Raw genomic sequence first — 26,030 nt, 5'->3', positions numbered from 1 at the left:
AGCTTGAAGGCTCTTCCCCTATTTATGACGTTTAACACCTTGGGCTACAGGAGTAGCCCAGGGTGACTGTCGGGGGTACTTAAGCCAAGGTGGCTTTAGCTTTCTCGACAATCGCAGCAAACGCCGCTTTTTCGTTCACTGCCAGATCAGCCAGAACCTTACGGTCGATCTCGATGGACGCTTTTTTCAGGCCAGCGATGAAACGGCTGTAGGACAGACCGTTAACACGTGCACCAGCGTTGATACGAGCGATCCACAGAGCGCGGAACTGACGTTTTTTCTGACGACGGTCACGGTAGGCGTATTGGCCTGCCTTGATTACCGCTTGCTTGGCAACACGGAATACGCGTGAGCGTGCGCCGTAGTAGCCTTTAGCAAGTTTCAGAATTTTTTTGTGACGTTTACGGGCAATGACGCCACGCTTTACACGAGCCATGAGTTACTTCCTCTATTCTTGATCCAAAAATTAACGAAGGCGCAGCATGCGCTCGACTTTTGCCACGTCAGACGGATGCAGCAAGCTGCTACCGCGCAGTTGACGCTTACGCTTGGTCGACATTTTGGTCAGGATGTGGCTCTTGAAAGCGTGCTTGTGCTTGATACCGTTAGCAGTTTTCAGAAACCGCTTAGCAGCACCACTTTTAGTCTTCATCTTTGGCATGTTCGGATACTCCGCATTCAGTTGATAAACATAATCAGAAGGCCTGCCGTGCCCTGTTGATTACTTCTTCTTTTTCGGGGCGATGACCATGATCAGCTGGCGTCCTTCCATCTTAGGATGCTGTTCGACCGAACCGTACTCGAGCAGGTCAGCTTCAACCCGCTTGAGGAGTTCCATCCCCAGCTCCTGGTGGGCCATCTCACGGCCGCGGAATCGCAAGGATACCTTGGCCCTGTCCCCATCACTCAGGAAACGTACCAGGTTGCGCAGTTTTACCTGGTAATCCCCTTCCTCCGTCCCTGGACGAAACTTGATTTCTTTAACCTGGATCTGCTTCTGGTTTTTCTTGGCTGCGGCAATCTGCTTCTTCTTCTCGAAGATCGATTTGCCGTAGTCCATCAGCTTGCAGACAGGCGGTACAGCATCGGCGGAAATTTCCACCAAATCGAGCTTGGCTTCTTCAGCCTTAAGAAGCGCGTCTTCAATTGACACAATCCCAAGCTGCTCACCCTCAGCCCCAATTAACCGAACCTCGCGTGCCGAGATATTCTCGTTGATCGGGGCTTTCGGTGCAGCTCGTTTATCTTGTCTCATTTCACGCTTAATAGTAATTACTCCGAATCTGGGCGACCACGCCGGGAAACCGCTTGCGCGAGGAACTCAGCGAACTGGGCGACGGGCATCGAGCCCAGGTCAGCACCTTCACGAGTACGCACAGCGACAGTCTGCATCTCGACTTCCCGATCTCCGATAACCAAAAGATAGGGAACCTTGAGCAAAGTATGCTCGCGGATTTTAAAGCCGATCTTTTCATTTCTCAAGTCGGACTTGGCACGAAATCCGCTTTCATTGAGAGTTTTTTCAACTTCAGCGGCAAAATCTGCCTGTTTATCAGTGATATTCATGATCACTGCCTGGGTTGGAGCCAACCACGCAGGGAACGCGCCCTCGTAGTGCTCGATCAGGATGCCGACGAACCGCTCGAACGAGCCGAGGATCGCCCGGTGCAGCATGACCGGGTGCTTACGGCTGTTGTCTTCGGAGACATATTCGGCTCCCAGACGGATCGGCAGGTTAAAATCGAGCTGCAGGGTACCACACTGCCAGACGCGGCCAAGGCAATCTTTCAGCGAGAACTCGATCTTCGGACCGTAGAATGCGCCCTCCCCCGGCTGCAGGTCGTACGCAAGCCCCGCACTGTCCAGCGCTGCGGCCAGTGCCGCTTCGGCGCGATCCCACAGTTCGTCGGAGCCGACGCGTTTTTCCGGACGAGTGGACAGCTTCATCTCGACTTCGGTAAAGCCGAAATCGCGATAGACATCCATGGTCAGCTTGATGAACGCGGCGGATTCGGCCTGCATCTGCTCTTCGGTGCAGAAGATGTGGGCATCGTCCTGGGTAAAGCCACGCACGCGCATGATGCCGTGCAGCGCACCCGAGGGCTCGTTACGATGGCAGGCACCGAACTCGGCCAGGCGCATCGGCAACTCACGGTAGCTCTTCAAGCCCTGGTTGAACACCTGCACGTGGCATGGGCAGTTCATTGGCTTGATGGCGTAGTCGCGGTTTTCCGACTGGGTGGTGAACATGTTGTCGGCGTAGTTGGCCCAGTGCCCGGATTTCTCCCACAGGCTGCGATCAACGACCTGGGGCGTCTTGATCTCCAGGTAACCGTTTTCGCGCTGAACCTTGCGCATGTACTGCTCGAGTACCTGGTACAGGGTCCAGCCGTTCGGGTGCCAGAACACCATGCCCGGCGCTTCTTCCTGGAGGTGGAACAGATTCAAGCGCTTGCCGATCTTGCGGTGGTCGCGCTTTTCGGCTTCTTCGATGCGCTGGATATAGGCGGCCAGCTGCTTCTTGTCTGCCCAGGCCGTGCCGTAGATCCGTTGCAGTTGTTCGTTTTTTGCATCGCCGCGCCAGTAGGCACCGGACAGCTTGGTCAGCTTGAACGATTTCAGGAAGCGCGTATTCGGCACGTGTGGGCCGCGGCACATGTCGACGTATTCTTCGTGGTAGTACAGGCCCATGGCCTGCTCGTCCGGCATGTCTTCGACCAGGCGCAGCTTGTAGTCTTCGCCACGCGCGGTGAACACGTCGATCACTTCGGCACGCGGGGTGACCTTCTTGATGACGTCATAGTCTTTTTCGATCAGCGCGTGCATGCGCTGCTCGATGGCCGCCAGGTCGTCCGGGGTGAAGGGACGCTCGTAGGCGATATCGTAATAGAAGCCTTCTTCGATAACCGGGCCAATCACCATCTTGGCGGTCGGATACAGCTGCTTCACCGCATGACCAATCAAGTGTGCACAAGAGTGGCGAATGATCTCCAGCCCCTCTTGGTCCTTGGGCGTGATGATTTGCAGGCTGGCGTCGCTGGTGATCAGGTCGCTGGCATCAACCAGCTTGCCGTCGACCTTGCCGGCCACGGTGGCCTTGGCCAGGCCGGCACCAATGGATGCGGCGACCTCGGCGACGGAAACCGCATGATCGAATGAACGTTGACTGCCATCGGGAAGAGTAATAGTTGGCATGGCGCCTCCTCTCCTAGTGGTGACCCCTACCAAAGGTCACGTGGGTTGGGATGAGCCAGTACAAGATCCAACACCAGGCCGTTCAATGAAGAACGCCTGCCTTACAGCGGCAGGAGCCTTTCGGCCAACCGATAATCGAACCAGAGTGACTGGAGTGAACAAAAAGGACCTGGCAAGGCGGCAAATGGCGCGCCGGGAAATAGCCAGGCGAGGATGCTAGCACAGATGAACGGTCGTCGCGCCGGCGAAGCTTTGTGTAAACAGCATTTCGAGGCTTTATAGCTGCAAAAGTGAACTTGAGCTGTACGCCGGGCCTCAAACCCACTGAGAATCGCCGTTCGTCCTCGACCCAAAGGAGCATCCCATGATGCGTTTCACCTCTACCCTCGCTGTCGCCGCTACCCTGAGCCTCCTTTCCCTCGGCGCACAGGCCGCAGCCCCCTCCAACTGGCCAGCTGGTGCCCGTGACAGCTTTGTGAGCGACTGCAGCGCCACCGCCAGTCGGAACGTAGACGTCAAGACTGCCAAAGCCCACTGCGAGTGTGGCGCCGACAAGATCAATGCCGAATTGAGCTCTGCCGAGATCAAGGAACTCATGACCAACCAGAACGCCAGCCCGGAGCTTAAAAACAAAGCAGTCACGGCTATTTCGTCCTGCAAAGTCGTGAAGAAAAAGTAAGATTGACCACTGATCAGACGGCCATTTCACTGAAAAAACGGCCTCAAAACTGCTATTTCGCACAAAATATGCAGGTTTTACGGCTTTTTTTAACAGCTGATATTTCACCGCAAAGCCCCGTAGATCGGGGCTTTCAGCCGGTCCAAGGATCAAACGCAACGCGATTGATTGGCAAACAATGCCTTGGGGGGGCTCCCAAGTCGAACATTTCGACTATGATAGCCCAGTGTGCCCAGTTGGCCTGAGCAGCACAGCACTACTGAAAATATATGTTTCTTGGAGATACACCATGTCTAATCGCCAAACCGGCACCGTTAAATGGTTCAACGATGAAAAAGGCTTCGGCTTCATCACTCCTCAAGGTGGCGGTGACGACCTGTTCGTACACTTCAAAGCTATCGAAAGCGACGGTTTCAAAAGCCTGAAAGAAGGCCAGACTGTTTCCTTCGTGGCTGAGAAAGGCCAAAAGGGTATGCAAGCTGCACAGGTTCGCGGCGAGTAATTCCCCGCTGAGCTAAAAAAACCCCGTCCATGTGGCGGGGTTTTTTATGGGCGATGCAAAAGCCGCAGGGCGATCAGCCGCAATTGACCCGAGTGATTACCAGGTTGTTATCGGTATTCAGGTTCAAGCGGTCGGAGCGATACTCCAGCGTGATCATATCGTTGGGCTTGAGAATGCGTGCATTCTGCGCACCGGCACGCGTACGGGCCTGCTCCAGCAACTGGGGCGAGGCCTTCTGGCCGATTGCAAACTCGGCGGCCTTCGACTCACAGCGGCTATGACCGGCATCGGTCGCGGTGGCGTCTTTGCCTGGCTCAGAGGCACCCGGGGTGCTGCAACCCGCCAACGCGAGTGCTGCCAACAAAGTACCGAATGATGCGAGCTTCCAAGGCATGAAGCCTCCTATGATAAAAAATGGACAGAGATCGTGCGACAGCAGTCAAAGCGATTGGTTTCAAGACGTTAACCGCCTGCGCGCAAGTCTGCCTCACTCACAGCAGTCAAGCGCCCTGTCAATCGTGACTAGATATGAACGCACTTAGTAGATATCAATGTAGTCAGAAGAAGGTGTAGGCCAATTCTGCTTCAGCGCGTTAAAAATCTGCATGACCCAGACTTCGTCGCTTGCCGCGACGATGCCGACATACCCGGAGCCCTTTGACCAGGTCTCCAGGCGAAAGAGCAGGCCGTCGATGTCAACGCCTCCCACGATCCCTGAAGAAATATAGGCAATACCCTCCTTGGTCACCCGCAGTTGGGTATGTTCATCGTCACTGGCGCTGGCAAGCAGTTCGCGCACGGTCGCCTGGGTCAGCTCCTCAGGGTTGTTCAAATTGATCTGCACGCGTTGTTTCCCGGCTATTGGACAGGCTGGCAGTGTCGCACACCCCTTCCTTCATGCCTAAGTAGCAGTGCCAAATGCCGCGTAAAATGCTTAACTGCGCCCGCTGGAACCGCATTCCAGCGCATTGCCCAGTACTTTCAGCCCGTGAGACGTCCATGACCACCGTAACGATCCAAGCCGACATCAAAGCCAAATGGCCCCAAGGGCAAAGCTCCTACAGCCCCGCAAGCCCGGAAGAAATGGCGATCATCGGTATCGACCTGCTGGTCAAGGAGCTGGGCACCCAAGCCGCACAAGCCTTCATCGGCCAGGTATTCGAGAAATACCCGGCCGACCACATGGGTGCACAAGCGCACAAATAAGAACCGGCCAGCGGACGCTGACCGGTAAACGCCTTACTTCAGACGCGCCAGACGCTCGGTCAGCAGATCGAAGAAGCCTTGGGCGTCGCCGTTCTCCACCCAGAACACATTTTTCTCCTGCTTGAGTCCGTCATACCAATCGACGATGGTCTGGCCGAAAGTCGGACCTTCGCGGCTGTCTACGACCATATTGGCCTGACGACCGCTGAACAGCGAAGGCTTGAGCAGGTAGGCAACCACGGTCGCATCGTGGACCGGACCGCCCGGAATGCCGTAGTGCTCCATGTCACCCTTGACGTACTCATTCAGAATGCTGCTGACGACCTTGCTCGCGTTGTTGTTAAGGTCCGCAATTTTTTTCAGGCGCGCATCGCTGGTGAGGACTTTATGGGTCACATCCAACGGCAAGTAAGTCAACTTCACACCGCTTTTGAGCACGATCTCAGCCGCGACTGGATCGGCGAACAGGTTGAACTCGGCCACCGGTGTGATATTGCCGCCATTGAAGTGCGCACCGCCCATCACCACCACTTCCTTGATGCCTTGGGTGATTTCCGGCGCCTGAGTCAGCGCCAGCGCCAGGTTGGTCTGCGGCCCGAGCATGGCGATGGTAATGCTGTGCGGCTTGGCGCTGCCCAGGGTCTTGATCAGGTAGTCAACGGCATTGCCTTCGGCCAGGCCTTTTTTCGGTTCGTGCACGGTGACGCCGGAAATGCCTTCCTTGCCATGGATGTTCTCGGCATAGATCGGCTTGCGCAACAGCGGCGCGGGTGCCCCGGCATACACCGGGATATCCTCGCGCCCTGCCCACTCGCGCGCCAGGCGTGCATTGCGGGAGGTCTTGTCCAGGCGCACGTTACCGGCGACGGTGGTCAGCGCACGAATGCTCAATTCCTCTGGCGAAGCCATGGCAAACAACAGCGCCACCACATCATCGGCGCCCGGATCAGTGTCGATGATCAGGTCGATTTTTTCCGCCGCCTGGGCGCTTGCTGCTGTGAGCGCGGACAAAAGCAGGACACTCCGGAACAGGTTTTTCAGGGTAGCTAGACCACGTTGCATAAAGCACTCCTTGTCATAGGGGGGACGCTAGAACGTTACGCCGGACACCAGCGCGATATTGCAGTAAGGCTGGCATTCGCCGGTGCGCACAACCGCGCGGGCGTTGCGACTCAGTTGTTTGAACTGATCATGGCTGAGCAGGCGTCGTTCACCCAACGCAGCCTGCTCTGTGAGTGTATTGAGTTCGGTCAGAGCCGGCGGTTGCTTAAGCAGGATTTCTTCGGCCAGCACGTGGCTTTCAACCTGCATTTCGCTCAGCACAATGCGTAATGTGCTGATGAAATCCGGAATGCCCTGGGTCAGCGCCAGGTCGATCAGCTCCACACCGGGAGGTACCGGCAGGCCGGCATCGCCGATGACCAGGATGTCACCATGGCCCAGGGACGCGATTACGCGTGACAAGGCAATATTGAGCAGTGGGGTCTTTTTCATGAGGGCACAAAACCTTGTACGTCCTGCAGCGTAGGAATGGAAGGCTGAGCGCCGTTACGGGTGACTGACAACGCTGCCGCGACCTGGCCAAAACGGATGGCCTCGGGCTCGCTCTTGCCAGCAGCCAACGCAGCGGCAAAGCCACCGACGAAGGTGTCGCCGGCGGCCGTGGTGTCCACCGCCTTGACCTTCGGCGCGACCAGATGCTCGAAGCTTTTACCATCGGTGAACAGCGCGCCCTGGGCGCCCAGGGTGATGATGACTTTACCCGCCCCCGCCTTGATCAGCGCCATCGCGGCGACCTTGGCGCTGTCGAGCGAGTCGACCGCTACACCGCTCAGGGCGCTGGCCTCACTTTCATTAGGGATCAGGTAGTCGATCGAGGCATACCACTGCGCGGGCAGGGGTCCGCTTGCCGGGGCCGGATTGAGGATGACCGTCTTGCCCAACTCACGACCGCGCTTGAGCGTATAGCCTACGGTGTCCATCGGCACTTCAAGCTGGCAGATGATCACCTCTGCGGCCTGCAGCACAGCGTCGCAGGTTTTCAGCGACTCGGGCGTCAGCTCACCGTTGCTACCCGCCACAATGACAATTGCGTTCTGGCTGCTGTCATCCACCACGATCAACGCCACACCACTGGAACCTTCTACGGTGCTGACCGCTTGGCAATCGATGCCTTCCGCCACCAACGCCTCGCGCAATTGACTGCCGTAGGCGTCAGTACCGATGCAACCAATCATCGCAACATCGGCCCCCAGGCGCGCCGACGCGACGGCCTGGTTGGCGCCCTTGCCTCCGGGAACGGTGGAAAAACTTTGGCCGACCAGGGTTTCACCGGCACGCGGCAAGCGACTGGCGCGGGTGACCAGGTCCATGTTCAAGCTGCCTACTATCACTACTTTTGCTGGCATACATCAGTACTCATCAATTCGGTTCAGCGGTATTGGGCGAATACACCGCCCAGTGGCGCCGTTGACTCACGCAAAACAATACTCGGCGTCACGATACGTTGCTCGATCGGCAGTTGGGGTGTTGCTATACGGTTGAGCAGTAATTCGGCGGCCATCTCGCCCAGTTGCAGGATCGACTGCCCGACCGTGGTCAGCGCCGGGTAGACGTAGCGCCCCATCTGAATGTCATCGAAGCCGATCACCGACAACTCGCCTGGCACGCGGATATTACGTTCAGCGGCGGCGCGCAGCACTCCAAAACCGATCATGTCGTTGCTGGCGAAGATCGCACTGGGCGGGTTCTCCGATAGCATCTGCACCGCCGCGGCGTAACCTCCGGTGCTGGTAAAATCGCTTTCCAGGATACGATTGGCCAGCACCTCGACGCCGGCCTCACGCAATGCACGCTGGTAGCCTGCAAGCCGCATCTGCGCCACGCGGGTATGCCCCGGGCCGCCGATACAGGCAATGTCCCGATGCCCCAACTCCAGCAAGTGCCGTGTCGCGAGGTAAGCGCCCTCTTCGTGATCAATGCGCACCAGATCGACATCGATGCCATCCAGCGCCCGGTCGACAATCACCATGGGCGTGCGCACCGCACTCAAGCCAGCGGCAAGGCCACTGTCATCACCACCTACCGACGTCACGATCAAGCCGTCGACACGCTTTTCCAGCAGTACGCGCAAGTAACTGCGCTGCTTTTCAGCGTCGTCATCGGAGTTGCAGAGGATCACGCAGTAGCCATTACGCTCGCAGTAATCCTCGATGCCGCGGGCCAGCTCCGCAAAATACGGGTTGAGGCTGTTGGGCACCAGCAAGCCGATGGTGGCCGTGGTCTTGGCCTTGAGCGAACGTGCTACGGCGCTGGGCACGTAGTCCAGTTGCTTGATCGCCGCCTCGACCTTGATGCGTACCGGCTCGCTGACCGGGCGCGTCTTGTTCACCACATGGGACACCGTGGTGTAGGAAATACCTGCAAGCGCTGCCACATCCTTGATCGTTGCCATGGTTCAGCCCCGCCGACTGGCGCGCTGGCTGCGGTAAGTATCGAGGACGACGGCGATCACGATCACTGCACCGGTAATGATGCGTTTCGTGGGCTCCGTTGCGCCGATCTGCGCCAGGCCGGCAGCCAATACCGAAATGATCAACACACCGAAGAACGTACTGATGACCGAACCGCGCCCGCCCATCAGGCTGGTGCCGCCAATCACCACGGCGGCGATCACTTGCAGTTCCAGGCCCGAACCGGCATTCGGGTCCGCCGCCTCCAGACGCGAAATTTGGAACAGGGCAGCCACACCGGCCAACAGGCCCATCAGGCTGAATACCAGGATCTTGTAGGGCTTGGGATTGATGCCAGCCAGGCGCACCGCCTCTTCGTTGGTGCCGATACCGATCAGGTAACGCCCGAATACAGTACGGGTCAGAACCAGCTGGGCCGCAATGATCACCAGCAGCGCAATGATGAACGACGGTGAAATGCCAAAGGCAATCGGGTTGGACAGCCAGGCAAACGAGTCACCGATATAGGCGGTGCGCGAGCCGGTCATCTGGTAGGCCACGCCGCGAGCCATCTCCAGCACACCCAGGGACACGATAAATGACGGAATGCGCCAGGCCACGGTGATAGAGCCGGTGATAGTACCGGCCAATGCGGCGCAGCCCATGCCCAGCAGGGCGGCCGGCAGCACGCTCCAGCCCCAGCCAAGAATCGCCACGCTGACCGCCGACGCCGCCAATGCCAGTACGGAACCTACCGACAGATCGATGCCGCCGATGATCAGGATGAAGGTCATGCCTACCGCCAGCACCATCAGGTCCGGAATCTGGTTGGCCAGGGTACTGAAGGTGTCATAGGACAAGAAGTGGTCGCTGAGCACCGAGAACAGCGCAATCATCGCCAGCAAAGCGCCCGCCAGACCCAGGTAAGTACCCAGGCCATAGAAGTTGCCGCCAGTCTTACCGGGGGAAATGCTTGTTTTCATGGGGTATTCCTAGGCGCTGCTTCGTTGAGCAGCGCATCACGTTTCTGATAGCCGGCAAAGGCGGCGGCGAGCAATTCGTCCTGGGTCCAGCTGTCACGCTCGAAGGTCTGGATCAGGCGCCCGGCGGACAACACACCGATGCGGTCACAGATCAGCATCAGTTCGCGCAGGTCACTGGACACCACCACCAACGCCTTACCCTGGCGCGTCAGTTCGCCGAGCAAGGCATAAATGTCGAACTTGGCGCCGACGTCGATACCTCGGGTCGGCTCATCGAACAGCATCACCGAACAATCGCGCTCCAGCCAACGGCCGATCACCACCTTCTGCTGGTTGCCCCCCGACAGCTCGGAGACCAATTGCGCCGGGCTGGAACTGCGGATCCGCATGGCGTCGATCTGGCGCTTGGCCAAGGCCGTTTCATCGCGGCTATTGACCAGGCCGCCACCGGAGATTTCCGGCATGTTACCCAGGGCGATATTGGCGCTGATGGACTGGGTCAGCAGCAGGCCCTCGCCTTTGCGGTCTTCGGTGATCAGGGCAATGCCGTGACCGACCGCGTCCACCGGCGAGCGGATACTCACCACCTTGGCCGGCGAGCCCAGGGCCACGGTGCCGCTGTCGGCCAGGTCGGCGCCGAAGATCAGGCGGAGCAATTCGGTGCGACCGGCGCCGATCAAGCCGGAGATGCCATAGATCTCGCCAGCTCGCACTGCAAATGAGACGTCGCGAACCTTGTCCGAGCGGCTCAGGCCGGTCACGGTCAAGGCCGGGGCACCGATCGTACGTGGACCCAGGTCGATGTGTTCGCCCAACTCGCGACCGACCATCAAGGTCACCAGCTGCTCGCTGTTGTAATTGGCCATCGGCTCGACGCAGACCAGCTTGCCGTCGCGCAATACTGCAATGCGCTGGGCGACACGGGCCAGCTCTTCCAGCCGGTGCGAAATATAAATGATCGCCACGCCCCGGGCCTGCAGGCGGGTGATTTGTTCAAACAGCATCTCGACTTCACGGGCGGTCAGCATGGCCGTGGGTTCGTCGAGGATCAGCACATGACAGTCGCCAATCAGGTTACGGGCAATCTCGACCATTTGCTGATGACCAATGCCCAGGCTGCCAACCAGCGTATCCGGGTCGATCGCGTCCAGGCCGACCTGGGCCATGGCTTCGATCGCAGCCTTGCGCAGTTGTTTGCGGCTGATCCAGCCACAGCTGCTCGGCAGATTATCCAGGAACAGGTTTTCAGCCACCGTCAGCGTCGGCAGCAGGTTGAGTTCCTGCATGACCATGCGTACGCCCAGCGCTTCGGCCTGGGTGCGACTGCCAGGAAGGTAATCCTGGCCATTGAACTGCATGTGCCCGGTGGTCGGCGTGACCAGGCCGCCAATGATCTTCGACAAGGTACTTTTGCCTGCGCCGTTCTCACCGGTCAGCGCCAGCACTTCCCCGCGATTGAGCGTCAGGGTGATGTCGGACAGAACCGGCTGGGCATAGGTCTTACCGATACCGCTGACCGAGAGGACAGCGTTCGGGGCGGAAGATGACATAGGAAAATCTCCAGGCGCCCGCTCAGGACGAGCGAGCGCTGTTGGGTACTGCCAGGATTACTTCTTGAGGACGAGTTCGACCGGGGTTTCGATCACGCCATCTTTGGCATCGACCTTTTCACCCTTGACCAGCTTCAGCGCGTTCTGGATACCGAACACCGCTTGCTGGGCGGCGGCCTGGTCGGCAGTCGCGAGCACACGCCCGTCCTGCAGCATCGGCTTGATGGCTTCAATGTTGTCGTAGCCTACGACCAGCACCTTGCCGGCCTTGCCCGCGGCACGTACGGCAGAAACAGCGCCCAGGGCCATGTTGTCGTTACCGGCCAACAGGGCCTTGAGGTCGGGGTGTTCGCTCAGCATCGCCGACGCAACTTTCTGGCCCTGGTCGATTTCCCAATTACCGGATTGGGTGGAAACGATCTTCATGCCTGCGGCGTCCATCGCATCCTTGTAGCCTGCGGTACGCTGCTGGGCGTTGGTGGTGGTCGGTACGCCTTCGATGATGCCAACCTTGTCACCCGCAGAGAGCTGCTTGGCCAGGTAGTCGCCCACCAGCTTGGAGCCTTTGCGGTTGTCCGGGCCTACGAAAGGAATATCGAGGTTTTTGCTTTTGAGTACGTCAGGGTCAAGGCGGTTGTCGATGTTGACGACCTTGATGCCAGCGTCAGAGGCTTTTTTCAGCACGTTGGCCAGCGCTTTGGAATCGGCGGGCGCGATCACAATGGCATTGACCTTGGAATTGATCATTTCATTGACGATGGCAATCTGTGCGCTGGTGTCGGTTTCGTTCTTGATACCGTTGGTAATCATGTCGAAATCGGCGGCGTGATCTTTCTGATAAGCCTTCGCACCCTCTTGCATCGTGACGAAGAATTCATTGGCAAGGGATTTCATCACCAGGCCGACCTTGGGTTTGGCGGCGGCGTCTTCAGCAAATGCAGAGGAGAGAGGTAAAGCGGCGGATGCGGCAGCAAGCACAGCGACAGCAAGAAGACGTCCAGCAAATGGCAGCTTCATGGGTTCACTCCGATCTTATGATTATTGTGAGCAACGCTTGCACCGAAGACCCTTCGGTAGCCTCCCACCTGGGTGGCCGATACGAGCTGTCACGGTACTCGAGGAGTGTGCCGTGAAACATCTCGCAAACGTTTGCGTTAACAAACTATGAGAACCTTGTCGGGATTTGTCAACGGTAGAAAACAAGCCTTTCATCCAGCTCTCCAGCACTGGCGACTTCACCGGAGCCACTGATACGTTTAAGCAAAGCCCTTTACCGCATAACCCCTGAAACGACAGATGATGCCTGCCGAAGCCGTGCGAGTTGCCAAGATAATCCATACAGCTTTCGGACAACCGAACACCACAGCCCTGCATCGTTCGGAAAGCCGGACGAAGCGTCGCGCCAGCAATCTTAAATGCCGACAAAATTTGTTCTAAATCAAAACGTTAAATTAAAGCAGCAGGCACCATCAGTCTGGTACGAATCCTGCTCTTTCCCAGCACCCTGCGGCGCTCAGAACCGCCCGGGTGTTCTAGATGAACCTGCTACAGCACTCATCAAAAACCAGAGAGAAAAATAATGACATCTGCACTGAAGAACTTTGTCCCGGGCGCCCTCGCGCTCCTGCTGCTGTTCCCCCTTGCCGCCCAGGCAAAAGAAGTTGAAACCAAGACTAAATTGTCCAACGTGGTCATCCTGGCCACAGGCGGCACCATCGCCGGCGCCGGCGCCAGTGCCGCCAATAGCGCTACCTACCAGGCCGCCAAGGTCGGCATCGAACAACTGATTGCCGGCGTTCCTGAGCTTGGCCAGATCGCCAATGTACGCGGCGAGCAGGTGATGCAAATTGCCTCGGAAAGCATCAACAACGAAAACCTGCTGCAACTGGGCCGTCGCGTCGCCGAACTGGCCGACAGCAAGGACGTGGATGGTATCGTGATCACCCACGGCACCGACACCCTTGAAGAAACCGCCTACTTCCTGAACCTGGTGGAGAAAACCGACAAGCCTATCGTGGTGGTCGGCTCCATGCGCCCAGGCACCGCCATGTCGGCGGACGGCATGCTCAACCTGTACAACGCGGTTGCCGTCGCCGGCAGCAAGGATGCACGGGGCAAAGGCGTACTGGTCACCATGAACGACGAGATCCAATCGGGTCGCGACGTGAGCAAGATGATCAACATCAAGACCGAGGCATTCAAGAGCCCGTGGGGTCCGCTGGGCATGGTTGTTGAAGGCAAATCCTATTGGTTCCGCCTGCCGGCCAAGCGTCACACCATGGATTCCGAATTCGATATCAAGACCATCAAGAGCCTGCCCGATGTCGAAATTGCCTACGGTTATGGCAACGTGAGCGACACCGCCGTCAAGGCACTGGCCCAGGCTGGCGCCAAGGCCATCATCCATGCCGGTACCGGCAATGGCTCGGTATCCTCCAAGGTGGTCCCTGCCTTGCAGGAACTGCGCAAGCAAGGCGTGCAGATCATTCGCTCTTCCCATGTGAATGCCGGCGGTTTCGTCCTGCGTAACGCGGAACAACCAGACGACAAATATGACTGGGTTGCTGCCCATGACCTGAACCCGCAGAAAGCCCGCATCCTGGCAATGGTCGCCCTGACCAAGACCCAGGACAGCAAGGAACTGCAACGGATGTTCTGGGAATACTGATTCCTGGTGATCTACCTGTAGGAGCGAGCTTGCTCGCGAAGAACGCTAACGATAACGCGCAAAGCCTGACTTATTGCGGCGCTATCACGTTTTTGCGAGCAAGCTCGCTCCTACAGTTCCTTTGTCCCACCTCTCAACAAACTCCCTTAATCGCTGTCAGACCAACTTCTTGAAATTTAAGCAGTTGCGAAATCGCCTACATTTAAATACTGTATGTGCGTACAGCCTATTAAGGAATGCTCCGTGGCAAAGCCCTCGTCCGCAGTACCCGCATCGCCTGACGCCTACCAGCGCCTGGCCATTCGCGTGCAAAAAATCATCAATTCGACCAACGCGCAGAAAGCCAAGGCAGCCTTGATCTTCCGTTTACCCGATGAGCCGGAAGACGAGTGGCAGCGTCTTCTGGAAGAAATTGCTGAAAACGACAATGTCACCCTGGCCTATCGGGATGACGGCGGCGTGCAGATTTTCTGGGTTGTGCCGAAGGAAGATTGATTGAATGAGTGCCCGCTTTATTGCCCTGTGCTGTCTGTTTTTTACCATCACCGCCCACGCCCAAGCACCTCGAACCTTCAGCGAAGCCAAGAAAATTGCCTGGAAGCTCTACGCCCCGCAATCCACCGAGTTCTACTGCGGGTGTAAGTACACGGGTAATCGTGTGGACCTGAAGGCCTGTGGCTACATCCCACGCAAAAACGCCAACCGCGCTGCGCGCATCGAGTGGGAACACATCGTGCCTGCCTGGCAAATCGGGCATCAGCGCCAATGTTGGCAAAGTGGCGGGCGAAAAAACTGCACGCGCCATGACGAGGTGTTCAAACGCGCCGAAGCTGACCTGCACAACCTGGTGCCGAGCATCGGCGAAGTGAATGGCGACCGTAACAACTTCAGCTTTGGCTGGCTGCCGATACAAAGCGGGCAGTACGGCTCATGCCTGACCCAGGTGGATTTCAAGGCCAAGAAGGTCATGCCGCGCCCGTCCATTCGTGGAATGATTGCCCGCACGTATTTTTACATGAGCAAGCAGTACGGTCTGCGCCTGTCGAAACAGGACCGGCAACTGTATGAAGCCTGGAACAAGACCTATCCGGTGCAGACCTGGGAGCGCCAGCGCAACCAGACCGTGGCCTGTGTGATGGGACGAGGCAACGAGTTTGTCGGCCCGGTGAACCTTAAGGCCTGCGGCTGAATGTGGGCGGGGCTGCCGCCCACTCAGGCCCTTACTGCGCGACCTTGTGTTCGATGATCTCCGACACCGTATCGGTTTTCTTGGCCCTCGCCATCTTTTCGTTAAGCAACGCCTGCCTGGCTTCTGCCTCCGCTTTGGTGGCGAACGGGCCCAGCCGCACTTCATCCTTGCCATCGACCTTCACGATGTAAAAACTGAAACCATGCTCCAGCAACCAGGCGGTCAGGTCAGTGATCGCCTGCAGCTTGTGGTCCGGCGGGCCGACCCATAGATCCCATTCCTGAGCGGCAATCGCACCGGTTTGTGGCAGGCTTTCGGTCACGGCAGGCTTGGCCTTGGGGGCATCGACCGATTTACCTTCACCGCATCCGGCCAACGTCAACACCACAATTGCCATCGCTACTTTACGCACTGCCCTGCTCCTTTGAGGTTCAAAGAGGCGACTTTACCATTCACTGTCTATTCTGGCCGTCATAAACGTTGGCTTAAACAATGCGAATGATGTATCGCGACCTGTATGATGCCGCCATGGGAATTAATGTCGCCTCTATGCGTCCTAAAAGAGGCAGTCACAGGGAAGCGCTTCGCAGTAAGCTACACACATCCGACACCTGCCCTGTCTGAAACATGTGTCCTTAAAAGTAATCAAGGAGAAGTCCATGCTTATACTCACCCGCAAAGTCGGTGAAAGCATAAACATCGGTGATGACATTACGATCACCATCCTGGGCGTTAGCGGCCAGCAAGTACGAATCGGCATCAACGCCCCCAAGGATGTTGCCGTGCATCGCGAGGAGATTTACCAGCGCATCCAGGCTGGCCTGACTGCACCCGACAAAAACCAGACGCCTTGAAACGCCTCAGTAGCCAGCCTTTTCGTTCATTGTAACGGCTGGCGAAAACCCAATTAGCCTGATCGCGCTTTCCGGCGTGGCCAGCGCACCTTGAGCATGGCCCTTCGCTGCAAGATGAAACTGTCAGGGTATCTGGAACTTGTCGAACTATTCGCAGCCCAATTTGTGACGCTTTTTCCTGCCATCCGAGTGCATTCAGGAGCACGTCGATGAGGCCAGTCGCGACGCCCCCACTTGTTACCCGATCCTGGATGATCGCCCTGCTGATAGGCTTGGTTTTCCTGGCGCTCGGGTATGGGCTGAGAGTGGAAGCTGAACGGGCCTTTCCCGATGACCACGCCTGGCTGGACTTGACACTTCTGCTGTGTGGCTACTTGCTGGTGTTCTGCCTCAAACCCCTCCAAAAGGTTATTTTGCGCAAGTTGTGCCAACGCGCAGCTCATCGTGCCCACCAGCAAACCCTGCGCTGATACCGTTGCATGCTATCGGATCGCCGGTATTTACAGTTGAGCAACAAGACCTATGCTTGGGCATGCACAGTCAGTCAAAGGTGCAGGACCAGATGGACACGCTCAGCAAATCCCAAATCGAAAAGGCCTTGGCAGACCGCCTGCCCAGCTACACGGTTGAGTGCACCCTGCATGCCGACGGTACCCTGTCAGCCGTTCTCAGCGGCCCGGAAACCGATCATTTTGCGGTTACCGGAATCGTGCGGGCGCATTATCACGGCACTGAAGCCATCAACCGGCTCGCCACAGAGATACTCAGGGAAATGGTGCTGTCGCGTCAGGGAATGAAAAGCAGCCGGTTGCAAGCAGTCGCCTGCACAGGAGGCCGAGCCCGGTAAAGGCTCGGCCTTCTGTGCATCAAGACGTCAACGGATGAACGCAAAGCAAGCCATCATCGTCGCGTAGCGCCCGCAACCCGTTGTATCCCTCGATACAAGCATGCTCAGTCACCATCGGCGTCAGGTGCGCAGAGGTCACGACCATGATATCCGCCCCCGCCGCCTCCCCCGCCCGGATGCCCACCGTGGCGTCCTCGAATACCAGGCAGTCTTGCACCGGCACGCCCAGGCGCTGGGCGCCCAGCACATAACAGGCCGGATCTGGCTTGCCGCTCGCCACATCTTCGGCCGTCACGAATACTTCCGGCACCGGAATGCCTGCCGCTTGCAGTCGGCGCATCGCCAACGCCTTTGGAGCAGAGGTGACCAGCGCCCATTGATCGATGGGCAAGCCCTTCAAAAACTCTACAGCGCCAGGAATCGCAACAACCCCTTCCACGTCATTCAACTCAGCTTCGGTGATCCACCGGGCTTCCACCTCGGGATCGACACCCGGCAACGCCTGACGCTTGATCGTATCAATCGCGCGGGCGCCATGAATAGTGCCCAGGAACGCCTCCACGTCCAGGCCATGACGTTCCGCCCAGATGCTCCATACCCGCTCGGCCGCAGCGATGGAGTTAAGCAGCGTCCCGTCCATGTCGAACAGGAAGGCGCGATAGCGCCGGGTAAACACAGTTGGATTCGGGATGGACACTACGCGGCTTCCTCATGAGCTGGACCCCTGCAATCTACGGATCACCTTCACGCTTGTAAACGCTGAGCCATCTACGGCCCGATCCTCAGAGCGCCTGGGCGCTCGTGTCGAGCCAACAATGACGAACTTGTCATGATCCTGTTGGTTAGCTGTTGGGGTCACCTGGTTACCGTGGACTCACTGCCACTGCGGCAGCCAATCCGTAACGAGAGATGCCACCATGAAACTGTTTACCCTCGGTTTTTCCGCTCTGCTCGCCGCCGGTTCCGCGTTCGCTGCCGATACGGCCCCAGCCTCTAGCGTTATCCATGACAAGACCGGCTTCTTCGTGCACCTGGATGTCGCCAAGGTAGTGTCGAGTACCGACACCTACGGCCAGTGCGGGGTCGTACCGGCGCAATTGCGTTACCTGGATCACCAGGGACGCGAACACGTGCTGGATTACCAGGTCCAGGGCATCGGTTGCGCCAGTGACAATTGATCGGGCTACACTTGCGCCACTTATTGAAGCAGGGGCATCTGCCATGAACATCCTCGTAGTCGAAGACGAACCCAAGGCCGGCAATTACCTGCTCAACGGCCTGCAGGAGCTGGGCCACTCTGTAAGCCTGGCCCGCGATGGCGTGGATGGTTTGCACCAGGCCCTGGAGACGCCCTTCGACGTGATTGTGCTGGACGTGATGATGCCGAAGATGGACGGCTGGGAAGTGCTGCGCCGCCTGCGTAAAGAAGCCGATACGCCGGTGCTGTTCCTCACCGCCCGGGATGATATCGCCGACCGCATCAAAGGCCTGGAGCTGGGTGCCGACGACTACCTGATCAAGCCCTTCTCCTTCGCCGAGCTGGTCGCACGCCTGCGTACCCTCAACCGCCGCGGCCCCAGCCGCGAGGAAGAACAGCTGCACATCGCCGACCTGCACATTGACGTGCTCAAGCGCCGTGTCACCCGTGCCGGCACGCGCATTACCCTGACCAACAAGGAATTCGCCCTGCTGCACCTGTTCGCCACGCACCAGGGCCAGGTGCTGTCCCGCTCGTTGATCGCCTCGCGGGTATGGGACATGAACTTCGACAGCGACACCAACGTAGTGGATGTGGCCGTCAGACGCCTGCGCCTGAAAATCGACGACCCGTTCCAGCTCAAGCTGATCCACAGCGTGCGGGGCATTGGCTACCGCTTCGATACCCAGCCATGAACCGTCATCGCCACTACTCCCTGACCCTGCGCCTGGCGCTGATCTTCGCCTTGCTCGCCTTCGCCTTGCTGGCAACCCTGGGCGTGACGTTGTACCGCGAGCTGGAGCGTGAACTGATCAAGCGTGACGACGCCGCGCTGATCTCGCGCGCCAACCAACTGCGCAACCTGCTTAATGACGGCAACACCCTGGAGCTGATCAAATCCAAGCCGGAGCTGTTCCAGAACATGCTGGGCAACAGTGAGTCGGTATTGAGCATCGCCGCACCCGGGCAGCAAGCGTTATTGCTGGTGAACCCTGGCAACATCCAGATTCCCCCGGTGTCGCCCGTGACGAAAGACCATGCGCTCGGGCTTGCCGATGTGCACCATTTCCTCGATGTGAACGGCGTGCCGTTCGCCACCGTAGCGGCGTCCATCGACACTGGTGACCTGGGCAACCTGCAAGTCACCGTCGGGCGCCTGATGGCCGAACGCACGGCCATGCTCGCGCGTTATCGCTTGAACGTGTTCATCCTGGCCAGCATCGCAGCGGTGATCCTCGCCTTGGTCGGTTATGTGCTGGTACACCGTGGGCTGCTGCCGTTGCGGCGCCTGGCCAGCCATGCACAGGGCATCGGCGTCAGTAACCTGGCCGAACGTCTCGACAGCCACGGCGCGCCCAAAGAACTGCTGCCGATGATTGATTCCTTCAACACCATGCTTGAACGGCTGGCCAAAGGTTTTATCCAGCTGGGCCAGGTCTCCACCGATATGGCCCACGAGTTGCGTACCCCCATCAACAACTTGCTCGGTGAAACCCAGGTCGCCCTGCAACAGAGCCGCAGCATGGAGAGTTACCAACAACTGCTGGCTTCCAACGTCGAAGAGCTCGAACGCCTGGCGCGGATGCTCGATAACATGTTGTTCCTGGCCCGTACCGACCCTGCCAGCGCCTTGCGCCAGCGCCAGGAGCTGGACGCAGCGGAAGAAGTGGAACGCATCGCAGATTATTTCGAGGGGCTGGCCGGTGATGTGGACATGCACATCGTCGGCTTGGGCGAAGGTGTGATCTGGGCTGAACCGATGCTACTGCGCCGGGCCCTGGCGAATCTGTGTGCCAATGCCATCAAGTATGGCGCGCCGAACACCGAACTGAATATCCAGGCAATCCCGACGACCGAAGGCATCCGCCTGAGGGTCAGCAACTACGGCCAAACCATTGCCGCCGAGCATTTGCCCAGGTTGTTCGAACGCTTTTACCGGGTAGATGAATCCCGCGAATGTTCGTCCCAGTCCAACGGGCTGGGACTGTCAATTGTGGCGACCATCATGCAGTTGCATAACGGCCGCTATGGGGTTACCAGTGAGGGCGGCGTGACGTGCTTTGAATTGTTTTTTCCAAAGCGCAACGCGTGACAGCTCGCCCACTCAATCCAAGGCCCCGTTCAGCACCTCGTAGATGATACCGGTGGCAATGGCCACCAAGATCAAGTCGGTTCCCGCTTGCTGCCATTCATAACCATCGTAATGGGGCAACCGTCCCAACAGGCGGCCGTCGAGCTTCTTGGCGATACCGGGTGGCAGCGGCTTGCCACGCGCCAGGTTCTTCTGGATACCTGGCGGCAATGCGGGCCCCGGGCTCCAGTAATCGCGATAGCCGCCCAACACATTCAGTACGCTCCCTCGATCAACGCTGGGGCCATGACCACCCGACGCGCCCTTGCCTCCGGGTTTGTCATAGCCCTGTCCTACCGGGTTATTGCCTTTGTTATTGCCCTGCCCCTTCCCTCCCGGGTTATTAGCCTTGTTATTACCCTGACCCTGCCCCCCCTGGTTATTACCTTGGCCCTTGCCATTACCGGGATCAGCCAGGGCGAGACCGCTACCCGCAAACAGCGCGAGGGACAACGCGATAGACACGAACTTCGGGCACTTGATCATGATGGTTTTCCAAGGTGGATACGCTTGTGAACTATAGCCGAAGTTGCCCCACCTATATGCGCAGCCCAGCCGTCAGCTCACCTGCCCACCTGTTTCCACCACATCGGCCTGGATGAACCAAGCCGTAGAGACCGCCAGCCGCAAGCCTTCAACCAGGGAAGGCTGGCCCGCTGGCGGCAAGCTCGGCACATGGACAAACCCACTGCGCACCCCGGTGCCGGCCAGCCGATGCTGCAAAAGATAAAACACCTGGTTGCACACGAAGGTCCCCGCCGTTTGCGAAACCGCTGCTGCAACGCCCGCCTCGCGCAGCGCCTTGACCATGGCCTTGATCGGCAACGTCGAGAAGTACGCAGCCGGGCCATCGACCACCACCGCCGTATCAATCGGTTGTTGCCCGAGGTTGTCAGGGATGCGCGCGTCGTTGATATTGATCGCCACCCGCTCGATGGACATCTCGCTGCGCCCAGGTGCCAGGCCGGTAGCAATCACCATCGCCGGGCTCAACTCGTTTATCAGTTGGGCCAGGTACGCGCCTGCGGTGGCAAATGCGCACGGCAAGCAACGCGCGACAATTTGCACACCCTCGGCCACTTGCACGCCATCGAGCTGTCGCGCCGCCTCCCAGGAGGGGTTCACCAAGTCGTTATCAAAGGGCTCGAAGCCCGTCAGCAGCACCGTTTGCATATGAGCCTCACATCAACAGATAAAGCAGCACGATATTGACCACCAGCATCATCAGCGCCGTGGGTATCTGGGCCTTGATCACCGCGTTTTTATCAGGCAGCTCCAATAAGGCTGCCGGTACGATGTTGAAGTTGGCCGCCATCGGCGTCATCAGCGTACCGCAGTAGCCGGAAAACATGCCGATCGCCGCCATCACCGCAGGGTTGCCGCCATAAATCCCCACCAGTACCGGCACGCCGACGCCACCTGTCATTACCGGGAACGCCGCGAACCCATTACCCATGATCACGGTAAACAAGGCCATGCCCAGCACATACACCATCACCGCCACCAACTTGTAATCCAGGTTGATATAAGTGGTGGTGACGTGGGCGACAGCGGTGCCCACCCCGGCTTCATTGAACAGCAAGCCGAGCATCGCCAGCATCTGCGGCAGCACCATCGCCCAGCCCAGGGCCTCGGTCAGGCGGCGCGATTCGCGCAAGGCTTGTACCGGCGTATCGCGGGTCAGCCAGCAGGCCAGGCCCAAGGCAATCAGGCAGCCGATGCCGAGGGACACAAAGGTGGTGTTCTTCGGGTCCAGCAGCGGTACACCGCCGATTTCAGTGTGCTTGAGCAATACCGAGCCAATCACCGTGGTCAGCGGGATCGCCAATGCCGGGATAAACAACTTGTGGCCCAGGCGCCCGGCACTGGCGCGGGACGCCTTGTCGTGCAATTCGGTGTGCTGGCCGCGACCAACACCGCCCAGACCAGCGATCAACGCCATCACCACCACACCGACGCCGATCACCACCGAAGGCAGGCGCTCCCCCACCAGGAAAGGTATGGCGAACAGCAGCCAGAACAGCGCGCTGGACCAGCGCTTGGGATGGGAACGATCGAGCAGGATCATGCCCGCAGTGATCAGCAACAGCACACCGGCCAGCCAGTACAGGTATTGAATGGAAATGATCATTGCGCAGCCTCCACCGGGGCGGTGGCAGAGCTCATCTCTCGGGTCAGGCGTCGATCAAAACGATGCAGGCGGATAGCGTGAATGATGAAGGCACAGATCGCCGTGGGAATGCCCCATACCGCAATGTGCAACGGCTCCACATCAATGCCCGAACCCAACAGGAAGGTATGCATCAACGCAATCGCACCGAAGGCGACAAAAATATCTTCCCCAAAAAACAGCCCGACGTTGTCGGTGGCCGCGCACATGGCCAATACTTTGTGGCGCAGCTTGTCCGGCAGCTTGCCGTAGCGTTTTTCCGCGGCACCTTCGGCCATCGGAGCCAACAGCGGTCGCACCATTTGCGGATGCCCACCCAGGCTGGTCAGCCCCATGGCGGCAGTGGATTCACGCACAAACAGATACATGATCAGCAAACGCCCAACCGTGGCGCGCTCGAAGCGGGCGATCCAGTTCTGCGCATGCAGGCGCAGGCCATGGCGCTCCAACAGGCCGATCACCGCCAGCGGCAGTAATAAAATCAATTGCAGGGCACGGGTCTGGAGGAAGCCATCGCCCATGGTGGCGAGAATTTTTTCCAGCGGAAACTGGGCGGCGAACCCGGTGGCGATGGCGGCCGCGGTGACCACCAACAGCGGATTGAAGCGCAATACAAAGCCGACCACGATGACAAGTACGCCGATCAACGGCCATAAGTTCACAACTGTTTGCATGGCGGAGAGGTCCTTTAGTGCGCGCTGCGGCGCCATTACAGCAGGATGTGGGCAAAGGGCTCACAGCTTGAAAGTGGCGTGCAGTCGGCTCGGTTTTTTATTGTTGACCCGGAAGGTCGAGCGTCTGTGGCGGCAACTTTGCTGCCTGGGGACGGGGGGTGTCCAACAAGAAAAATTGTTGCTGCAAACCAATAATTTTTGTGGGGGATGGCACCGCGCAATCGGGCGCCATGGGAAGGTTCAACCCAGGCTTATAGGGAAAAGGTCGCGTAGATGATCCGACGAGGCACTCACCATCGGTTCAGCCGTATGAATTCCCAAACAGGATCTATACTCCATGATGCAGCTGTGTGTACCTGCAGTTCGTTCACGGTGTTATGCCGACAATGAGGGCTCGCGCTATGTATGCCGGACAAATGAGTAACAGGGCAACAACGATTGGCGAGATACGCTGCCAGATGGTCGCCCAGATAATTTGCCTGCTGTCGGTGGCTACGCTGTTCTGCTGACCCACCCTTCAAACCTGAAAGAACGCCGTGAGGCGTCTGAGGGTGCCCATTGCCCAAATTTCAGGCAACAAAAAAGGGCCCACCTTTCGGTGAGCCCTTCTAGACCGCCCAGCAGAGCGGATTTTGTTTGGTAGGCGCGATTGGACTCGAACCAACGACCCCCACCATGTCAAGAGCCACCCTGCTAAGCGCTAGGCCACGTAGCCTATAGCCCTAAGGAAACGCCCATTCACATTATGAGGCGTCAACCATGGCTAACATTCGCTCCCTTCCCTCTGGTAACTGGAACGCTCAGGTTCGATTGAGAGGAAGCCCCCCGCAATCCAAAACATTCCCCACTCAAGCGTTGGCCCAGGCATGGGCTGGCCAGTTAGAGGCTGTCACCAAGACTCATCAGACGCACACCCTGTACACCCTTGGCATGACCTATTGCGAAACCATGCTCAAGGGCAAGGGTAGCTATGACCATGCAATTAAGATTGTTGATCAGCTCTTTGCTGCCTTCCCTCAGTCAATCCATGACATCACCCCTCAGCTAGTCAATGACTTCAAGCTGAAGCGTCTACAGACGGTCAAGCCTGCTACCTGTCGCATACAGCTAGCGTTCATGTCCCGTTTCTTCAGGTTCGCTAAGCGTGGCCTGCTCATTGATATTCATAACCCCGTAAGTGACATAGCGCTACCCAAGCCGGACAAGTCGAGCGACAAGGTAATCAGTGCTGGCGAGCTTCGACAGTTGCTCAACAAGCTATCCCCAACCATGGCCCTCATCGTGGAGGTAGCTTACGAGACAGCCATGAGACGCTCAGAAATACTCAAGCTCACAACTCAATGCCTGCACTTAGATGAGCGTATTGCGGATGTAGTAGATGGTAAGAACGGCACTAGGTCTGTGCCTCTGACAATGCGAGCCATAGAGCTACTGAAAGAGGCACAGCGGCTCGCTGTAACGAACAAGGCACACAAAGGACGACTATTTATCGTCACGCCTCATGCAGTGTCGCAGGCGGTTAGGTTGGCAAGGAACAAGGCGGGCCTTGATGATAGCGTCAGGCTTCACCAGTTGAGGCACACCCGCATTACCAATGTAGCCAAGAAGGGATTCAACAACGCTCAGATAATGATTGTGTCAGGGCACAGGGATACTAGGTCTGTAGCTAGATACTCCCACTTGAACGCCAAGGATGTACTTCACCTGATTGATTAAGCGTCCTGTAGTGCAGCAGGGACGACGATGGGGAGGCACTGCCACCCGTATAGCCAACTGACTCTGTAGGCCATCATAGATGGCTTACGGGGGCATTAGGTTAGAGGGGAGTAATGGGATGGGCATGACTCAGGGTTACAGGTAGAAACTAATCCGCAGGATGCTTGTAGACTTTTACCCCAAAAAATGAGTATAGGTAGTATCGGCAATGATTTCTTGATGGCTGTAATTTCCATACCAAGGGGAGTGCAGGTTAGCGGTCCCGCTCTCATCAACTGAAAATCATTGAATCCTGCCAACATCAGATGAGAAAACAAATGACTACCACAATAGAAGATATTGCGGCATTGCATCATGCGCGCCTAAAAACCCTTACTCGCAAATTGATCTACTTAATGATTCAAAACGGCCACAAGGATGAAGGATGGACAACATTATCTGTCAGCGAATTCGGTAAGGCGACAGCACTTACACGAAGGGCTGTAGATTACATCCTCAAAGATCTTATAGCGGGCGGAGTAATTGAGCGTAGAAAGTCTGGCCCACTACACACCGCTCCCTACCAATACAGAATCATCGAACTCTAAGGAACTATATGAACACCATCACAATGACCGAAATTAAAGAGCTTGCACGGCAGACAGGTAACACTCCAATGGCAGTGCTGACAGACCTTATTGATCGTGGCTACCAGTTAGTTGAGGATGCACCCATTCCTAAAGGAACCCCGCTCACCTCTTCCAAGGACGCATTAGCTCAGTGGAAAGCTACTAAGCAACAAGTGGCAGACGACATGTATAAGTCCGACCCACTCGTCCGACAGCTAATAGATGCTGACAATGCTTACCAGACATTCGCCCCTCAAGCTAAGAAGAGCGTTTTACAACGTGATGAGCAAGGCAATATAACAGGCACCTCTAAAAGCATGCTCACTGGAGCCACGCAGAGGGAACAAGCTGAACTTATGGCTGCTATCCGCGCCACCTATAATCAAGGAGGTAATTAATGGGAAACAC

At 57.7% G+C, this 26,030-nt stretch carries 34 protein-coding genes; 15 read left to right on the top strand and 19 right to left on the bottom strand.

What is annotated here, in order from left to right:
* Positions 1-79: 79 nt before the first annotated feature.
* Genes rplT through thrS form a run of 4 tightly spaced genes read right to left on the bottom strand, consistent with a single transcriptional unit; the run spans position 80 to position 3,195 of the window.
* Positions 80-436, bottom strand: coding sequence for a 50S ribosomal protein L20 (gene rplT, locus BLU48_RS05670; protein WP_002553161.1), 357 nt, complete (start codon positions 434-436; stop codon positions 80-82).
* Between the two features lie 30 nt (positions 437-466).
* A complete protein-coding gene (gene rpmI / locus BLU48_RS05665; RefSeq protein ID WP_002553160.1) occupies positions 467-661 on the bottom strand; it encodes a 50S ribosomal protein L35 in 195 nt (64 codons plus the stop codon).
* 60 nt (positions 662-721) lie between these two features.
* Positions 722-1,273 (bottom strand): translation initiation factor IF-3, encoded by a 552-nt coding sequence (infC, locus tag BLU48_RS05660; protein ID WP_169960276.1) that lies wholly within the window; start codon positions 1,271-1,273, stop codon positions 722-724.
* On the bottom strand, positions 1,273-3,195 hold the full coding sequence (thrS, locus tag BLU48_RS05655) for a threonine--tRNA ligase (RefSeq protein ID WP_046068907.1): 1,923 nt from the start codon (positions 3,193-3,195) through the stop codon (positions 1,273-1,275). The genes infC and thrS overlap by 1 nt, the downstream gene beginning before the upstream one ends.
* Positions 3,196-3,559: 364 nt before the next feature.
* Between thrS and BLU48_RS05650 the strand changes: the two genes are divergently transcribed.
* Entirely contained in the window at positions 3,560-3,874 is a 315-nt protein-coding gene (locus tag BLU48_RS05650; protein ID WP_082636714.1) for a hypothetical protein, read from the top strand.
* Between the two features lie 289 nt (positions 3,875-4,163).
* Positions 4,164-4,376 (top strand): cold-shock protein, encoded by a 213-nt coding sequence (locus BLU48_RS05645; protein WP_003234260.1) that lies wholly within the window; start codon positions 4,164-4,166, stop codon positions 4,374-4,376.
* A gap of 73 nt (positions 4,377-4,449) precedes the next feature.
* Here BLU48_RS05645 and BLU48_RS05640 read toward each other — a convergent pair whose 3' ends face one another.
* Together BLU48_RS05640 and BLU48_RS05635 are read right to left on the bottom strand one after the other, a co-directional pair.
* Positions 4,450-4,770, bottom strand: a complete 321-nt coding sequence (locus tag BLU48_RS05640) for an I78 family peptidase inhibitor (protein WP_057014284.1) — start codon at positions 4,768-4,770, stop codon at positions 4,450-4,452.
* Positions 4,771-4,914: 144 nt separating this feature from the next.
* Positions 4,915-5,220 carry a hypothetical protein gene (locus tag BLU48_RS05635; RefSeq protein WP_057024667.1) on the bottom strand — a complete coding sequence of 102 codons (306 nt, stop codon included), beginning with the start codon at positions 5,218-5,220 and terminating at the stop codon, positions 4,915-4,917.
* A gap of 155 nt (positions 5,221-5,375) precedes the next feature.
* On the opposite strand from BLU48_RS05635, the gene BLU48_RS05630 reads away from it, so the two are divergent.
* Positions 5,376-5,582: a hypothetical protein gene (locus tag BLU48_RS05630; RefSeq protein WP_057024666.1), complete on the top strand. Its 207-nt coding sequence runs from the start codon at positions 5,376-5,378 to the stop codon at positions 5,580-5,582.
* 33 nt (positions 5,583-5,615) lie between these two features.
* Here BLU48_RS05630 and BLU48_RS05625 read toward each other — a convergent pair whose 3' ends face one another.
* From BLU48_RS05625 to BLU48_RS05595, 7 genes are read right to left on the bottom strand one after another with little or no spacing between them, the layout of a single operon-like run.
* Positions 5,616-6,644 (bottom strand): nucleoside hydrolase, encoded by a 1,029-nt coding sequence (locus tag BLU48_RS05625; RefSeq protein ID WP_057024665.1) that lies wholly within the window; start codon positions 6,642-6,644, stop codon positions 5,616-5,618.
* A gap of 27 nt (positions 6,645-6,671) precedes the next feature.
* On the bottom strand, positions 6,672-7,076 hold the full coding sequence (gene rbsD, locus BLU48_RS05620; protein ID WP_046068911.1) for a D-ribose pyranase: 405 nt from the start codon (positions 7,074-7,076) through the stop codon (positions 6,672-6,674).
* Positions 7,073-7,990 (bottom strand): ribokinase, encoded by a 918-nt coding sequence (gene rbsK / locus BLU48_RS05615; protein WP_057024664.1) that lies wholly within the window; start codon positions 7,988-7,990, stop codon positions 7,073-7,075. Before rbsK ends, rbsD begins: the two co-directional genes overlap by 4 nt.
* Positions 7,991-8,013: 23 nt before the next feature.
* Positions 8,014-9,036, bottom strand: coding sequence for a LacI family DNA-binding transcriptional regulator (locus BLU48_RS05610; RefSeq protein WP_057024663.1), 1,023 nt, complete (start codon positions 9,034-9,036; stop codon positions 8,014-8,016).
* A gap of 3 nt (positions 9,037-9,039) precedes the next feature.
* On the bottom strand, positions 9,040-10,017 hold the full coding sequence (locus tag BLU48_RS05605; protein WP_003192502.1) for an ABC transporter permease: 978 nt from the start codon (positions 10,015-10,017) through the stop codon (positions 9,040-9,042).
* Positions 10,014-11,567, bottom strand: a complete 1,554-nt coding sequence (locus BLU48_RS05600; protein WP_057024662.1) for a sugar ABC transporter ATP-binding protein — start codon at positions 11,565-11,567, stop codon at positions 10,014-10,016. The genes BLU48_RS05605 and BLU48_RS05600 overlap by 4 nt, the downstream gene beginning before the upstream one ends.
* Before the next feature lie 57 nt (positions 11,568-11,624).
* Positions 11,625-12,584, bottom strand: a complete 960-nt coding sequence (locus BLU48_RS05595) for a sugar ABC transporter substrate-binding protein (RefSeq protein ID WP_046068915.1) — start codon at positions 12,582-12,584, stop codon at positions 11,625-11,627.
* Between the two features lie 562 nt (positions 12,585-13,146).
* Here BLU48_RS05595 and BLU48_RS05590 point away from each other — a divergent pair.
* The 3 genes from BLU48_RS05590 to BLU48_RS05580 all read left to right on the top strand — a co-directional run bounded on the left by BLU48_RS05590 (position 13,147) and on the right by BLU48_RS05580 (position 15,424).
* A complete protein-coding gene (locus tag BLU48_RS05590; RefSeq protein WP_057024661.1) occupies positions 13,147-14,235 on the top strand; it encodes an asparaginase in 1,089 nt (362 codons plus the stop codon).
* Between the two features lie 243 nt (positions 14,236-14,478).
* Positions 14,479-14,730, top strand: a complete 252-nt coding sequence (locus BLU48_RS05585; protein WP_231989017.1) for a DUF1654 domain-containing protein — start codon at positions 14,479-14,481, stop codon at positions 14,728-14,730.
* A gap of 4 nt (positions 14,731-14,734) precedes the next feature.
* Complete coding sequence (locus tag BLU48_RS05580) at positions 14,735-15,424, top strand: endonuclease (protein ID WP_046068918.1); 690 nt, start codon at positions 14,735-14,737, stop codon at positions 15,422-15,424.
* A 31-nt stretch (positions 15,425-15,455) separates the two neighbouring features.
* Here BLU48_RS05580 and BLU48_RS05575 read toward each other — a convergent pair whose 3' ends face one another.
* Complete coding sequence (locus BLU48_RS05575) at positions 15,456-15,821, bottom strand: SPOR domain-containing protein (protein ID WP_057024660.1); 366 nt, start codon at positions 15,819-15,821, stop codon at positions 15,456-15,458.
* A 262-nt stretch (positions 15,822-16,083) separates the two neighbouring features.
* Between BLU48_RS05575 and csrA the strand changes: the two genes are divergently transcribed.
* The 3 genes from csrA (at position 16,084) to BLU48_RS05560 (ending at position 17,125) form a co-directional block, all read left to right on the top strand.
* The gene (csrA, locus tag BLU48_RS05570; protein WP_003192511.1) at positions 16,084-16,278 is read left to right on the top strand and encodes a carbon storage regulator CsrA; all 195 of its coding nucleotides are present in this window, start codon (positions 16,084-16,086) and stop codon (positions 16,276-16,278) included.
* Positions 16,279-16,487: 209 nt separating this feature from the next.
* The gene (locus BLU48_RS05565; protein WP_057024659.1) at positions 16,488-16,748 is read left to right on the top strand and encodes a hypothetical protein; all 261 of its coding nucleotides are present in this window, start codon (positions 16,488-16,490) and stop codon (positions 16,746-16,748) included.
* A gap of 92 nt (positions 16,749-16,840) precedes the next feature.
* The gene (locus BLU48_RS05560; RefSeq protein WP_057024687.1) at positions 16,841-17,125 is read left to right on the top strand and encodes a hypothetical protein; all 285 of its coding nucleotides are present in this window, start codon (positions 16,841-16,843) and stop codon (positions 17,123-17,125) included.
* 19 nt (positions 17,126-17,144) lie between these two features.
* Here the strand turns inward: BLU48_RS05560 and BLU48_RS05555 are convergent, their stop codons facing one another.
* The gene (locus BLU48_RS05555; RefSeq protein ID WP_057024658.1) at positions 17,145-17,822 is read right to left on the bottom strand and encodes an HAD family hydrolase; all 678 of its coding nucleotides are present in this window, start codon (positions 17,820-17,822) and stop codon (positions 17,145-17,147) included.
* Between the two features lie 220 nt (positions 17,823-18,042).
* Between BLU48_RS05555 and BLU48_RS05550 the strand changes: the two genes are divergently transcribed.
* The 3 genes from BLU48_RS05550 to BLU48_RS05540 are packed head-to-tail and all read left to right on the top strand — an operon-like array spanning position 18,043 to position 20,415.
* On the top strand, positions 18,043-18,303 hold the full coding sequence (locus tag BLU48_RS05550) for a DUF2790 domain-containing protein (protein WP_057024657.1): 261 nt from the start codon (positions 18,043-18,045) through the stop codon (positions 18,301-18,303).
* A 43-nt stretch (positions 18,304-18,346) separates the two neighbouring features.
* Positions 18,347-19,018 carry a heavy metal response regulator transcription factor gene (locus tag BLU48_RS05545; RefSeq protein ID WP_057024656.1) on the top strand — a complete coding sequence of 224 codons (672 nt, stop codon included), beginning with the start codon at positions 18,347-18,349 and terminating at the stop codon, positions 19,016-19,018.
* A complete protein-coding gene (locus BLU48_RS05540) occupies positions 19,015-20,415 on the top strand; it encodes a heavy metal sensor histidine kinase (RefSeq protein ID WP_057024655.1) in 1,401 nt (466 codons plus the stop codon). The genes BLU48_RS05545 and BLU48_RS05540 overlap by 4 nt, the downstream gene beginning before the upstream one ends.
* A 12-nt stretch (positions 20,416-20,427) precedes the next feature.
* Here BLU48_RS05540 and BLU48_RS05535 read toward each other — a convergent pair whose 3' ends face one another.
* The 4 genes from BLU48_RS05535 to BLU48_RS05520 form a co-directional block, all read right to left on the bottom strand.
* Positions 20,428-20,940 carry an anti-virulence regulator CigR family protein gene (locus BLU48_RS05535; RefSeq protein WP_057024654.1) on the bottom strand — a complete coding sequence of 171 codons (513 nt, stop codon included), beginning with the start codon at positions 20,938-20,940 and terminating at the stop codon, positions 20,428-20,430.
* Between the two features lie 72 nt (positions 20,941-21,012).
* Entirely contained in the window at positions 21,013-21,627 is a 615-nt protein-coding gene (gene pcp / locus BLU48_RS05530; RefSeq protein WP_057024653.1) for a pyroglutamyl-peptidase I, read from the bottom strand.
* A gap of 7 nt (positions 21,628-21,634) precedes the next feature.
* Positions 21,635-22,585, bottom strand: coding sequence for a DUF979 domain-containing protein (locus BLU48_RS05525; RefSeq protein WP_057024652.1), 951 nt, complete (start codon positions 22,583-22,585; stop codon positions 21,635-21,637).
* Positions 22,582-23,298 carry a DUF969 domain-containing protein gene (locus BLU48_RS05520; protein WP_057024651.1) on the bottom strand — a complete coding sequence of 239 codons (717 nt, stop codon included), beginning with the start codon at positions 23,296-23,298 and terminating at the stop codon, positions 22,582-22,584. Before BLU48_RS05520 ends, BLU48_RS05525 begins: the two co-directional genes overlap by 4 nt.
* Before the next feature lie 759 nt (positions 23,299-24,057).
* Between BLU48_RS05520 and BLU48_RS05515 the strand changes: the two genes are divergently transcribed.
* The 3 genes from BLU48_RS05515 to BLU48_RS05505 all read left to right on the top strand — a co-directional run bounded on the left by BLU48_RS05515 (position 24,058) and on the right by BLU48_RS05505 (position 26,020).
* Positions 24,058-25,014, top strand: coding sequence for a tyrosine-type recombinase/integrase (locus BLU48_RS05515; RefSeq protein WP_057024650.1), 957 nt, complete (start codon positions 24,058-24,060; stop codon positions 25,012-25,014).
* 317 nt (positions 25,015-25,331) lie between these two features.
* Positions 25,332-25,601, top strand: a complete 270-nt coding sequence (locus tag BLU48_RS05510; protein ID WP_057024649.1) for a helix-turn-helix domain-containing protein — start codon at positions 25,332-25,334, stop codon at positions 25,599-25,601.
* An 8-nt stretch (positions 25,602-25,609) separates the two neighbouring features.
* Entirely contained in the window at positions 25,610-26,020 is a 411-nt protein-coding gene (locus tag BLU48_RS05505) for a hypothetical protein (RefSeq protein WP_057024648.1), read from the top strand.
* The last annotated feature ends 10 nt before the right edge of the window (positions 26,021-26,030 follow it).

Source organism: Pseudomonas synxantha, assembly GCF_900105675.1.
Lineage (GTDB): Bacteria > Pseudomonadota > Gammaproteobacteria > Pseudomonadales > Pseudomonadaceae > Aquipseudomonas > Aquipseudomonas synxantha.
This window is presented reverse-complemented; position numbering and strand designations above follow the sequence as displayed.

Coding starts and splice junctions, on each gene's coding strand:
- rplT (WP_002553161.1), bottom strand. CDS start 436: ATGGCTCGTGTAAAGCGTGGCGTCATTGCCCGTAAACGTCACAAAAAA.
- rpmI (WP_002553160.1), bottom strand. CDS start 661: ATGCCAAAGATGAAGACTAAAAGTGGTGCTGCTAAGCGGTTTCTGAAA.
- thrS (WP_046068907.1), bottom strand. CDS start 3,195: ATGCCAACTATTACTCTTCCCGATGGCAGTCAACGTTCATTCGATCAT.
- BLU48_RS05650 (WP_082636714.1), top strand. CDS start 3,560: ATGATGCGTTTCACCTCTACCCTCGCTGTCGCCGCTACCCTGAGCCTC.
- BLU48_RS05645 (WP_003234260.1), top strand. CDS start 4,164: ATGTCTAATCGCCAAACCGGCACCGTTAAATGGTTCAACGATGAAAAA.
- BLU48_RS05640 (WP_057014284.1), bottom strand. CDS start 4,770: ATGCCTTGGAAGCTCGCATCATTCGGTACTTTGTTGGCAGCACTCGCG.
- BLU48_RS05630 (WP_057024666.1), top strand. CDS start 5,376: ATGACCACCGTAACGATCCAAGCCGACATCAAAGCCAAATGGCCCCAA.
- BLU48_RS05625 (WP_057024665.1), bottom strand. CDS start 6,644: ATGCAACGTGGTCTAGCTACCCTGAAAAACCTGTTCCGGAGTGTCCTG.
- rbsD (WP_046068911.1), bottom strand. CDS start 7,076: ATGAAAAAGACCCCACTGCTCAATATTGCCTTGTCACGCGTAATCGCG.
- rbsK (WP_057024664.1), bottom strand. CDS start 7,990: ATGCCAGCAAAAGTAGTGATAGTAGGCAGCTTGAACATGGACCTGGTC.
- BLU48_RS05610 (WP_057024663.1), bottom strand. CDS start 9,036: ATGGCAACGATCAAGGATGTGGCAGCGCTTGCAGGTATTTCCTACACC.
- BLU48_RS05605 (WP_003192502.1), bottom strand. CDS start 10,017: ATGAAAACAAGCATTTCCCCCGGTAAGACTGGCGGCAACTTCTATGGC.
- BLU48_RS05600 (WP_057024662.1), bottom strand. CDS start 11,567: ATGTCATCTTCCGCCCCGAACGCTGTCCTCTCGGTCAGCGGTATCGGT.
- BLU48_RS05595 (WP_046068915.1), bottom strand. CDS start 12,584: ATGAAGCTGCCATTTGCTGGACGTCTTCTTGCTGTCGCTGTGCTTGCT.
- BLU48_RS05590 (WP_057024661.1), top strand. CDS start 13,147: ATGACATCTGCACTGAAGAACTTTGTCCCGGGCGCCCTCGCGCTCCTG.
- BLU48_RS05580 (WP_046068918.1), top strand. CDS start 14,735: ATGAGTGCCCGCTTTATTGCCCTGTGCTGTCTGTTTTTTACCATCACC.
- BLU48_RS05575 (WP_057024660.1), bottom strand. CDS start 15,821: ATGGCAATTGTGGTGTTGACGTTGGCCGGATGCGGTGAAGGTAAATCG.
- csrA (WP_003192511.1), top strand. CDS start 16,084: ATGCTTATACTCACCCGCAAAGTCGGTGAAAGCATAAACATCGGTGAT.
- BLU48_RS05565 (WP_057024659.1), top strand. CDS start 16,488: ATGAGGCCAGTCGCGACGCCCCCACTTGTTACCCGATCCTGGATGATC.
- BLU48_RS05560 (WP_057024687.1), top strand. CDS start 16,841: ATGGACACGCTCAGCAAATCCCAAATCGAAAAGGCCTTGGCAGACCGC.
- BLU48_RS05550 (WP_057024657.1), top strand. CDS start 18,043: ATGAAACTGTTTACCCTCGGTTTTTCCGCTCTGCTCGCCGCCGGTTCC.
- BLU48_RS05545 (WP_057024656.1), top strand. CDS start 18,347: ATGAACATCCTCGTAGTCGAAGACGAACCCAAGGCCGGCAATTACCTG.
- BLU48_RS05540 (WP_057024655.1), top strand. CDS start 19,015: ATGAACCGTCATCGCCACTACTCCCTGACCCTGCGCCTGGCGCTGATC.
- BLU48_RS05535 (WP_057024654.1), bottom strand. CDS start 20,940: ATGATCAAGTGCCCGAAGTTCGTGTCTATCGCGTTGTCCCTCGCGCTG.
- pcp (WP_057024653.1), bottom strand. CDS start 21,627: ATGCAAACGGTGCTGCTGACGGGCTTCGAGCCCTTTGATAACGACTTG.
- BLU48_RS05525 (WP_057024652.1), bottom strand. CDS start 22,585: ATGATCATTTCCATTCAATACCTGTACTGGCTGGCCGGTGTGCTGTTG.
- BLU48_RS05520 (WP_057024651.1), bottom strand. CDS start 23,298: ATGCAAACAGTTGTGAACTTATGGCCGTTGATCGGCGTACTTGTCATC.
- BLU48_RS05515 (WP_057024650.1), top strand. CDS start 24,058: ATGGCTAACATTCGCTCCCTTCCCTCTGGTAACTGGAACGCTCAGGTT.
- BLU48_RS05510 (WP_057024649.1), top strand. CDS start 25,332: ATGACTACCACAATAGAAGATATTGCGGCATTGCATCATGCGCGCCTA.
- BLU48_RS05505 (WP_057024648.1), top strand. CDS start 25,610: ATGAACACCATCACAATGACCGAAATTAAAGAGCTTGCACGGCAGACA.